Origin of the sequence: Levilactobacillus namurensis DSM 19117 (genome assembly GCF_001434785.1) — a bacterium.
In the GTDB taxonomy this organism is placed as follows: Bacteria; Bacillota; Bacilli; order Lactobacillales; family Lactobacillaceae; genus Levilactobacillus; species Levilactobacillus namurensis.
Window position 1 is genome coordinate 1 of the sequence record NZ_AZDT01000039.1, and the last position, 9,136, is coordinate 9,136.

The window sequence follows — 9,136 nt, forward strand, 5'->3', positions numbered from 1 at the left end:
GGAAAACCAACAGTTCTAACCTGCCGTTTTCCTACATTTTACGGGTGCCTTTTACACAAACTTAAAAGATACCGGAGAAGACTAAGGATAAGTGATTAGTGGGTCAGTATCCCGATTGGATCACACGAGAATTTCTACAAGGAATTAAACCGAAAAACTTACAGTAGCTAATTTGGCATAAAAAGGGCCCCGACGACACTCATCGTCGGGGCCTTAGAGTTGCAATGCTACAGTCTTATTCGTCGAGTTGTTGTCACATGAAGAAACTGATACATGCTCGCAATATGGACATAAAAAATCTGAATTGCTAACCGTTAAGCTAGTAGGTTCATTGTCTGTGTGGTATTTAATCCAGCTAACGGGTGTTAAATTGGTTGATAGTCAGGTCATCAGGATAGGGGGAGCCGAAAAAAGGCCAAAATAAAAACGCTGCATTACCAGCGTTTCCAGGGCTTATTTCATCCCGTAATTAATCATCAATGGAGCTGGCGGGGTTTGAACCGTATTATTTAGGACCCCTTATAAACAAGGCGTTTAAGGCTGCTTTTGCCATTTCTAAAACCAAAGTGAATGCCATTTTGAATGCCATTACCCCTAAATTTGCATGAAACGGGCAAATTTATCACTCGCTTGTTTCTGTTGTTTTTTAGAAACATGAGCGTAAACATTCATCACGGTAGTGGCGTCAGCATCCCCCAATAATCCCTGAACTTCTTTGAGTGTGGCCCCAGATTCAAACATCAAAGAAGTAAAAGTGTGACGAAACTTGTGTATAGTGATTTGAGGGAACTCATCCGGCTTATCATCAATGATCGTGTGCAGCCATTTTCCCGGAGTATTCAGTGACTTATAGCCATTAACTCGGTTAGCAAAGATTAATTGGCCCGGTGCCATGGTATTGTACCCCATCATGAGATATAAGCGCTGTTGAGCATGCCGCCAGTGTTTAAGGTGGCCTAGTGTAACCTCATCAATGGGGATGGTGCGCTTACCAGCACTTGTTTTAGGCGGCTGTATAATCTGCTTGCCACCGTGTCCTTGTGTAACTGTCTTACTGATAGTCATAGTAGCTTGCCTAAAGTTAATATCTTGCCAAGTAAGAGCCAGACACTCGCCACGACGAATGCCAGTATAAGCTAACACACGAAATAGCGTGTACTTTTCGGCTGATTCTACCGGATCAATATAGCTAAAGAAATGAACCATTTGAGCTTTCGTCCAAAACTTGTTCTTATCACGTTGCCAGCTTATATCTGGTTTAGGAACAGTCACTAGTGTGGCCGGGTTGTTATCAATATAACCAACCTTTAAGGCGTATTGAAAGACTTGTCGCGTGTAGTAATACCAACGCTTATAGTTACGCTTAACTTCCTTTGACCAGTCATTAACGGCTGACTGCAGAGCGCTTAGAGTGATCGTTCGAATGCGTTTGTTACCAAAAGCTGGTAAAATATGACTATCGAACATCCCGGTGACTCGTACGGTGGTGCTTTCTTGAACGGTATTGGCATAAACCTCGTACCATTCATGATAGACCGTTTCAAACAGAATATTATTGTCTTGTTGCAAGCTACCAGTGCTGGCTTCTAGTTCTAACCTAGAGGCGGCAAGGGTGGCTTCTTTTCTTGTCTTAAATCCCCGGCGAGAAGTCTTTTTAGGCTTGCCAGTTTGTGGGTTAGTCCCAACGTAGAGCTGGAAGCTGTAACGTGTTTCGCCGTGTTTATCAGTGTATTTCTTAATACTTGCCATGATACGAATCCCTCCATAACCCAGCGGTGGTAGGTATGTAGGGGAATTTGTAGTAGATTAATTCTTGTCAGGATACTTATTTAGAGATTCATGATACGCAACGTTAAGCTCAGATAGTTTTTCTCGGAATTCCAACATCATTTTATTCAATTGAGCTTGATAGAAGTGATCAATTATAAAACTATTTGGTTTATTAGCGCCCTTACCAATACCCCAAGGTCGAGATGAACTAGGGTCATTAAGGTATTCTTCAAGAGTGACTTTATCATTTAAGTATTCAAAGGAATCTAGATTATCAAATTCGCGTATAAGTCTGTGGTACTTTCCTGTAAAGGTATTTTGGAGGATTTTTATATTCTTTTTAAGCGTCTGAGTAGAATTTTTAATTATTTCTGGCTGACTGGGGTAGCTGGAACCCGTTTTCAACGATGCAATAAAATCGTTGAGGTTCTGAGATATTGCGTGATCAATGGCATCATTCACAATTGACTCATTAATATTGGATTGTTCTTTTTCAGAAACTGGTTTGAAAGAATCATAGTCAAAGGCGATACCAGCAAGTATATCAGAAGTATTAGTTGTTAAGTTGATGTATTCCCATAATAGATGATTGAATTCAGCATCGTTAATGCCGTCAGTAATAAGCACATTTTTAACAAAGCTAGAAAGGCTCCCATGTAGCAAAAAGTCAGTAGTGGTACCGAAGAGGGAAGCAATGTTATTTATAGTTACATCATTAGGAATGGACCGTCCTTTTTCCCACTCATTGACGGTACTTTTTCCTGATACCGCAACTTTTTCAGCTAGTTCATCCATACTCATATTTTCTCCAACTCTAAGATTGTGAATACGAATGCCCAAGCCTTTTTTATCTATTTCCATATTTGTATCACCTCCAACGTTATTACTATACATTCTAGCACAAGTACAATAAAAGTACGGAAAAAGTATTGAAGAATATCGTTAAAGGTGGTAATGTGTTTAGTACAGAATAAGTACAACTAAGCGAAAGGGTGCGAGCTGAATGTTAAGAGAGTATGATACTTTAAAACGTTATCGACTTTTTGCAGGCTATACGCAAAAATCATTTGCAGCAAAGCTTGATATGAAATTGGGAACATACCAGTCAAAGGAACAGGGGCGCATTGGCTTTTCAGACTTTGAAAAAATGAAAGTTAAAAAATTATTTCTCAATATATTCCAGATATAACGATTGATGATATTTTTTTTAGTCCTTTAGTACAGAGAAAGTACATTTAGGGAGGACTAGCATGAACGATCTAGTATTTTTATCATCCCAGCAGGTTGATGCCACAGTTTTAACAACCGCTGATACGATTGCTGATTATGCAGGTATTTCTCATCATTCAATTAATATCACGGTTAATAAGAACGCTGCACGGTTAAAGCGAGCTAACCGAGGAGAGCTGTTATTTAAAATGACACCTTTATCTAGCGGTCAGAAAGCTAAAACATATCTGCTAAATCAGCAACAGGCAACGCTCCTTATTACTTTTTTAAAGAACACACCACGGGTGGCTGATTTTAAAGAGCTGTTGGTAGCACAGTTTTACGCCATGCAACGTGAACTAATCGAACGACAAGCCCAGTTTGAGCTTGGTAAGCAGTTTTCAAAGAGTTTGCATGCCACTATAGCTGAAAGCCAGATTAAAATGCACGGGCACGAATACAGCACGTTTAATCGTTTGATCTATAAACAGGCGTTAGGTGTAGATACTACTAAACTACGCAAGGCACGGGACATCCCCAAGGGTGAAGCAATCACCACGTACCTAAGCAGTGATGAGGCCGAAGCAGTGAGACTGGTTAAGAATCGAGTAGAAGTATTGCTGGATGTGGGGATGGACTACCAGCAGATTAAACAGGCCCTTCAAATTAAGGGGGTGGTTTACAAAGTCACGTTGCAATTGCCAGTTAAAAACGAATAAGAGGGTGTGGCCAGTGGATCAATCACCATTCCGGGTGGTGTTATCGCCAGAGTATGACGAGCAATTAAAGAAGCAGGTAATGGCAACAATTAAGCAAGCGGTGGAAGAGGCACGCCGGCAAACGGGCATAGATAGTCCGTGGTTGAGTTCTAAGCATGCCATAGCTAAATGGTTAAAGGTGACTGACACAACAGTGACGGTACTTATTAAGAGCGGCATGCCAATTCATGAAATGCCGGAGGTCAATAAGATAATGGGGTACAAACGAGAAATTACGGAATGGGTTTTGAGTCAGTAACACATAAAACAAAAACCAGCGGTGGTAGACCATTTCGTATAGATTCTAAGTAATCCCACTTTAGGAGGTGAGCGTATGAACTTAGTTAGTTTACTGTTAGTTGGCTTCATGGCTAGTTACTTTCTAGGCATTGTGACCGGAATAGTTGGGCTGAAACGTAAGTAGAAAGGTGAATAGCGATGAATAAGAGCATACAAAAAGACACATCCCCTAACTTTGGCGAGCGATGGGATGTGCCAGAAAGAACCACTTTGTATGCTTTTTTCATTGCCTATTTTACGCAAAATAATGGAAAGAGGCAATGATTTTTATGGATGACACACTGAACACGCAACAAATAGCTGCTAAGTTGCTACCAGAATTACAGGCCGGCAAAAATTATATTGAAGACGCACAGAAGATTGGTGATGAACTGATTTCGGTGTGTGAGTTACTCATCCCAACGGTTCGTAAAAAGTCTGTCGGGAGCAATTACACTGCTTTAACGAATAGCAAACTACAGGACGCTTTGAATGATCGTGACACAATGCTGTACGAGGTTGCCAATATATTTGAGCTATTTCTTGATAAGTCTATGGATTTAGATTCGTCAATGGGCCATTCATTAGCTACGGTAGCCAAGTCCATTGATATTCTGACAGCAGATAGGGAGGCCAACCATGAATAGACAATCGTGTCAGTTAATCAGCACGTTGCATGAAGCCCAAGTAGCCCTGAATGGCACATTAGTTCAATTGGACTATTTGCAGGAATTAATTAGCAGAATAAAGATGACGGATAACCAACGACAGGCGATTGAACAACAGATACACCGGCTTAAAGTCAACAACACGGGAGTAAAGAACTCCCTGGCCATTATGCCTAATCTTGGCCACACCAAATAGAGGTGATCAATGTGGATAGAAAAGAGTATGCGCTGGTGTTGGCTAGGCAGGGTTTTAAGTTGTTTCCACTAGTGGCTAATACCAAGCTACCGTTGAAAGATACTGATGGGTACAAGTCGGCGACAAGCGATTTAGAGGCCGTTTCAGGGTGGTTTAAGGCAGGGCCTCATATCAACATTGGTTTGCGCTTAGATGTGGCTAACCTGCTAGTAGTGGACATTGACCGGCACAATAGCAGCAATAACGGGGTAATCAGCCTGGCTAAGCTAAAGAAAGCTGGTTATGAGCTACCCATGAGCACCTATGGTGAACAGACGCCGGGGGATGGCCTCCATTTGTTCTTTAAACTTGACGGTAACCAACTTCATAAACGGGTGAATTGGCGACCGGGCATAGATATACTGACAGATTTTGTGGTGATTGCACCTAGTGTGATTGACGGTAAAAGTTATCATCCCTTATCTGGGGCAACGCTAGCCCAAGTTAAGCCGTTGCCAGACTGGCTAATCAATGATTTAACCAAGGAAAAAGTGAACGTGTCGCGACAGAGTGCCGCAACAGCACGTAAGACGTGGGCTGGTCGGTGGTTAGATGACTTAGTGCAGGGAACAACCACCGGTAACCGCAATGTGTTTCTAACTTCACTGGTTGGCAAGATACTCAATACGGGTTGTCAGAGTGAAACGGCTTATGAGTTATTGCAGTATGCCAATGGGCGATTAGGAACGCCGTTACCGGATAAGGAGGTTAATCAGATATTCTTATCAATTCTGAAACGATTAGGAGGCTAAGAGCATGGATAATGAAATATTGCAATTAGCTAAGAAACGCGATGAGCAGATAGCGAAAGCCAGTGACGATTGGACAAGCGATCTACGCCGAACAACTAATGGTGGGATTCGGCGATCATCGTTGCATAACATTCGACTGTATTTGAAAAATGATCCGTATTTAAAAGGAATTTTGGTGTTTAACGACTTCACGGGTCAAATTAGTAAACTCAAAGCCAATCCAGCTACTCATCAAGCAGCAGGAATGTGGAAAGATGAGGATAATTCAATTTTGCGGGTGTACTTGGATGAACAATACGATGTGCTTTTCAGCACCGAAAATTTGCAAGATGTAATTGCGTCAGTTGCCAGAGAGCATACCTCAAACCCCATGAAAGAGCGAATAGAGCAAGATAAGTGGGATGGTAAACCACGGGCCGAAGCATTTTTTATTGATTATTTAGGTGCCGAGGATAATCACTATACGCGGATGGTTACGCGTAAATGGTTATCAGGAGCCGTTACCCGTGTTTATCATCCGGGATGTAAGTTTGAAATCATTCCCATACTTGAGGGGCACCAAGGAATTGGCAAGAGTACAACCGTTAGTTTATTGGCGCCAGAATACTTTAACGATTCGATGAAGTCCATGGGTAAGCAAAAGGATGATTATCAACAGCTTATTGGGAGTTGGATTATTGAAATAGCCGAATTGTCTGCTATGAAAAAGACAGACATTGAGGGATTAAAAAACTTCACAAGCGCGTTGTCAGACTATTACCGGGATAGCTACGGTCATTATGCCACTCACCATCCCCGTAAGAACGTATTTATTGGGACGACCAACCAGCGTGATTATCTAAAAGACGCCACGGGTGAACGCCGTTTTTATCCCATTCGTTGTGGCGTGAATAAGGCGACTAAGAATCCGTGGCAACCAGCTAAAGGTGATATACCCCAAATATTAGCAGAGGTTAAGACGTGGGTTGACGCTGGGGAAAAGCTGTATTTTGACCAGCAAACAATGGCTGAGGCCAAAGCCTACCAACAAGAAGCTCAAACGATTAATCCCATGAAAGAAGCTATCGAGGAGTATTTGAGTATGCCGGTTCCCACCAACTGGGATGAGTTAACGACCAGTGTTAAACATAGTTATTTTGAGCACTATGCAGACGGCAGCAAACCGACTGAGGAACTGCCAGAATGGTTGAATAGCCAACTCAGTAATCAAAAACAGTCGTTGTCACAAACAACTACACGAGAAATATTGGCAGTTGTCTTTGATAAACAAGCTGATAGCTACTTATCTGGCCGAATCAATGGGGAAGCCAAAAAAGTTAAGTTAATCATGGATAACATGGATGGTTGGAAATATAGTATGAACATTACTATTAATGGCAAGCGGCAACGTGGATATATAAATATTAACAAATAACGTGTGTAACGAGTGTACGTGTGTAGAACACTTATATACAGGCATTTATAAGATGTTATACGTGTGTGGTACCCGTGTGGTACGTGTGTTAATTGGTTCCAAACCACACGCGTTACACGGGTATGACTATAACGCGTGTGGTCTATAAACGTTGATATATCAAGGATTAACACGGCCACACACGTTACACACGTAAAAACGAGTTTAAACTATTTAATTTAGAAAAGGGGTCATGAAATGAAACAACTATCAATGATTGAACAAAGTGTTTTGAATGCACTACCGCACGGTTCAGAAAATCCAATTAGCACCACGGATGTATGTAAGTTGACGGATTTAAAGGTGCGTGTTGTCAGAGAAATCATTAGTGTGTTGGTGAATCGCTATGGTGTGCCTATCGTGGCTTTACGGTCTGGCGAACATACGGGGCTATTCATCGCCACGACAGAGGCTGAACGCAACCTAGGTATTGCCAGCTATGAAACCCAAATCAATAGCATGGGGATCCGGCTACGGGCCATACAAGAAGCCGACCTTGATAATTGGGAAAGCCAGTTGAAGCCCCAAGTTATCCCAGCAGACAAACCTGACCAGCAACAGAAAGCGGAGTGAGTGAGATGGCTAAGTCAGCAAACCAGCAATTGATTATATTCTTAAAGCGGCAGCAGCGAATTAACATCGGGGTGGCCAAGTTAGAATTAGCGTCAACGTGGGTGGAGCATCATTATCCGGAACTGGATTTTGGCGAAGGATTGAGGGGTATCTTCACTAAAGGACGATACTTGGCCCAAAGCTACAGTTGCAATTTGGTAGTTAGGGCCGTTCGGATGGGAATTAAATGGAATCGGTGGCAACAGCAACGGTACTATGATGACTTGATGGATTTTCTCAAACAACATCCCCAGTTCATGCTGCAAAACGTGTGGCAGGCAACTACAGCTATTGAGGAGGATGAAAAGTGAAGATCATCTATCCTAAGTTAGTAGAAGACGCGTTTGCAGTAGCCAACCAGCATGGTCAGATTGCGCCGGGCAAAGAGAATGATGTTAAGGCCCAGATATACCAAATTATGGTTGATAGGGGGATGTTGGATGAACTAGGCGAGCCAACCCAATTGGCCATCAACAGTGGCATATCCGGTGGTTTGGGGCCTAGTAGCCAACTTGACTCATTAGCGGAGTTTAAACGACAATTCCCCATCTATGGAGAATTTGACGACAGCCATTTTAAGCGGCTTAATGGTGAGTGGGTGGCGGACACTTATGTTATCAAAGCAATTTGTCAGGCAACGCTAGCAGACACCCACAGTACGCCAGAACAGCAGGTAGAAGCCAAAGCAATACTCCGCCAGATAAAAGATATACAAGATTGAGCTAAGGGCCTTACGTGAGAGCGTATGGCCTTTTTGAATGGAGACACGCAAAAAAGCCGCTAAACATCCTCATCACACTTAACATGCAACGAACATTTAACGGCTAAGTAAAAGCCACCCCGCTTTACTCAATGGTTATTATACCATGGGAAAATGGAGTGGCTTTTGTGATAGGCCACCCGGCAGCAGTCTCATCAAATTAAACTATCGAAGTTATTATAGCATGGCTGATTATCGAGTGTTAGTCATAGCAAGTTTTACGAAGAGAACCTGAATAAACCTGAACTTAAAAACCTGCAAAAACCTGCAAAAACCTGCTAAAACCTGCAAAAACCTGCAAAAACCTGCTAAAACCTGCTATCAGAACCTTATAAAACCTTATATAAAAGCCTGCTATTTCTCATGTAAACGTGTTTGAATATGCTGTGATAGATTAAGAAGCTTTTGACCGGTTGCAACTGCTTATATATCAAGGCGTGTGGTTTTAACGTGCGGCTAATTATTACCTGACAAAACCCGACATTTTCAGACGTAACGGCCTGTTAAACCTGTGTCGAATTTAGATTAGCATTAATTGTTTAGAAAATTAAAGCAGACAAAAAAAGGCCATTCCCTCTAAAAAGAGGCTCTTTGTCAACTGGTGTTGATGAGGACTAATGTGAGAATCCAATTCATTTAC

12 protein-coding genes are annotated in these 9,136 nt (G+C 42.1%); 10 read left to right on the plus strand and 2 right to left on the minus strand.

Going from position 1 to position 9,136, the window contains the following annotated elements; genetic code table 11:
* Positions 1-594: 594 nt before the first annotated feature.
* The gene (locus FD30_RS06315; protein ID WP_056944330.1) at positions 595-1,749 is read right to left on the minus strand and encodes a site-specific integrase; all 1,155 of its coding nucleotides are present in this window, start codon (positions 1,747-1,749) and stop codon (positions 595-597) included.
* A 57-nt stretch (positions 1,750-1,806) separates the two neighbouring features.
* On the minus strand, positions 1,807-2,631 hold the full coding sequence (locus FD30_RS06320) for a helix-turn-helix domain-containing protein (RefSeq protein WP_041815232.1): 825 nt from the start codon (positions 2,629-2,631) through the stop codon (positions 1,807-1,809).
* Positions 2,632-2,773: 142 nt separating this feature from the next.
* Here FD30_RS06320 and FD30_RS06325 point away from each other — a divergent pair, with 142 nt between their 5' ends.
* The 10 genes from FD30_RS06325 to FD30_RS06370 all read left to right on the plus strand — a co-directional run bounded on the left by FD30_RS06325 (position 2,774) and on the right by FD30_RS06370 (position 8,457).
* Positions 2,774-2,959, plus strand: a complete 186-nt coding sequence (locus tag FD30_RS06325) for a helix-turn-helix domain-containing protein (RefSeq protein WP_056944331.1) — start codon at positions 2,774-2,776, stop codon at positions 2,957-2,959.
* A gap of 61 nt (positions 2,960-3,020) precedes the next feature.
* Entirely contained in the window at positions 3,021-3,698 is a 678-nt protein-coding gene (locus FD30_RS06330) for a Rha family transcriptional regulator (RefSeq protein ID WP_056944332.1), read from the plus strand.
* Positions 3,699-3,711: 13 nt separating this feature from the next.
* Positions 3,712-3,996, plus strand: a complete 285-nt coding sequence (locus tag FD30_RS06335) for a hypothetical protein (RefSeq protein ID WP_041815234.1) — start codon at positions 3,712-3,714, stop codon at positions 3,994-3,996.
* 310 nt (positions 3,997-4,306) lie between these two features.
* The gene (locus FD30_RS06340) at positions 4,307-4,663 is read left to right on the plus strand and encodes a hypothetical protein (RefSeq protein ID WP_056944333.1); all 357 of its coding nucleotides are present in this window, start codon (positions 4,307-4,309) and stop codon (positions 4,661-4,663) included.
* The gene (locus tag FD30_RS06345) at positions 4,656-4,880 is read left to right on the plus strand and encodes a hypothetical protein (RefSeq protein WP_056944334.1); all 225 of its coding nucleotides are present in this window, start codon (positions 4,656-4,658) and stop codon (positions 4,878-4,880) included. Before FD30_RS06340 ends, FD30_RS06345 begins: the two co-directional genes overlap by 8 nt.
* An 11-nt stretch (positions 4,881-4,891) precedes the next feature.
* A complete protein-coding gene (locus FD30_RS06350) occupies positions 4,892-5,671 on the plus strand; it encodes a bifunctional DNA primase/polymerase (protein WP_225426524.1) in 780 nt (259 codons plus the stop codon).
* Between the two features lie 4 nt (positions 5,672-5,675).
* A complete protein-coding gene (locus FD30_RS06355; protein WP_056944336.1) occupies positions 5,676-7,085 on the plus strand; it encodes a virulence-associated E family protein in 1,410 nt (469 codons plus the stop codon).
* 237 nt (positions 7,086-7,322) lie between these two features.
* Positions 7,323-7,697 (plus strand): hypothetical protein, encoded by a 375-nt coding sequence (locus FD30_RS06360; RefSeq protein WP_024525561.1) that lies wholly within the window; start codon positions 7,323-7,325, stop codon positions 7,695-7,697.
* Positions 7,698-7,702: 5 nt separating this feature from the next.
* The gene (locus FD30_RS06365) at positions 7,703-8,047 is read left to right on the plus strand and encodes a hypothetical protein (RefSeq protein WP_056944337.1); all 345 of its coding nucleotides are present in this window, start codon (positions 7,703-7,705) and stop codon (positions 8,045-8,047) included.
* Complete coding sequence (locus FD30_RS06370) at positions 8,044-8,457, plus strand: hypothetical protein (protein WP_056944338.1); 414 nt, start codon at positions 8,044-8,046, stop codon at positions 8,455-8,457. The genes FD30_RS06365 and FD30_RS06370 overlap by 4 nt, the downstream gene beginning before the upstream one ends.
* Positions 8,458-9,136 lie beyond the last annotated feature (679 nt).

What these genes read in the sequence shown, in the direction of transcription:
- FD30_RS06315 (WP_056944330.1), bottom strand. Translation starts at nt 1,749, where the DNA reads ATGGCAAGTATTAAGAAATACACTGATAAACACGGCGAAACACGTTAC.
- FD30_RS06320 (WP_041815232.1), bottom strand. Translation starts at nt 2,631, where the DNA reads ATGGAAATAGATAAAAAAGGCTTGGGCATTCGTATTCACAATCTTAGA.
- FD30_RS06325 (WP_056944331.1), top strand. Translation starts at nt 2,774, where the DNA reads ATGTTAAGAGAGTATGATACTTTAAAACGTTATCGACTTTTTGCAGGC.
- FD30_RS06330 (WP_056944332.1), top strand. Translation starts at nt 3,021, where the DNA reads ATGAACGATCTAGTATTTTTATCATCCCAGCAGGTTGATGCCACAGTT.
- FD30_RS06340 (WP_056944333.1), top strand. Translation starts at nt 4,307, where the DNA reads ATGGATGACACACTGAACACGCAACAAATAGCTGCTAAGTTGCTACCA.
- FD30_RS06345 (WP_056944334.1), top strand. Translation starts at nt 4,656, where the DNA reads ATGAATAGACAATCGTGTCAGTTAATCAGCACGTTGCATGAAGCCCAA.
- FD30_RS06355 (WP_056944336.1), top strand. Translation starts at nt 5,676, where the DNA reads ATGGATAATGAAATATTGCAATTAGCTAAGAAACGCGATGAGCAGATA.
- FD30_RS06360 (WP_024525561.1), top strand. Translation starts at nt 7,323, where the DNA reads ATGAAACAACTATCAATGATTGAACAAAGTGTTTTGAATGCACTACCG.
- FD30_RS06365 (WP_056944337.1), top strand. Translation starts at nt 7,703, where the DNA reads ATGGCTAAGTCAGCAAACCAGCAATTGATTATATTCTTAAAGCGGCAG.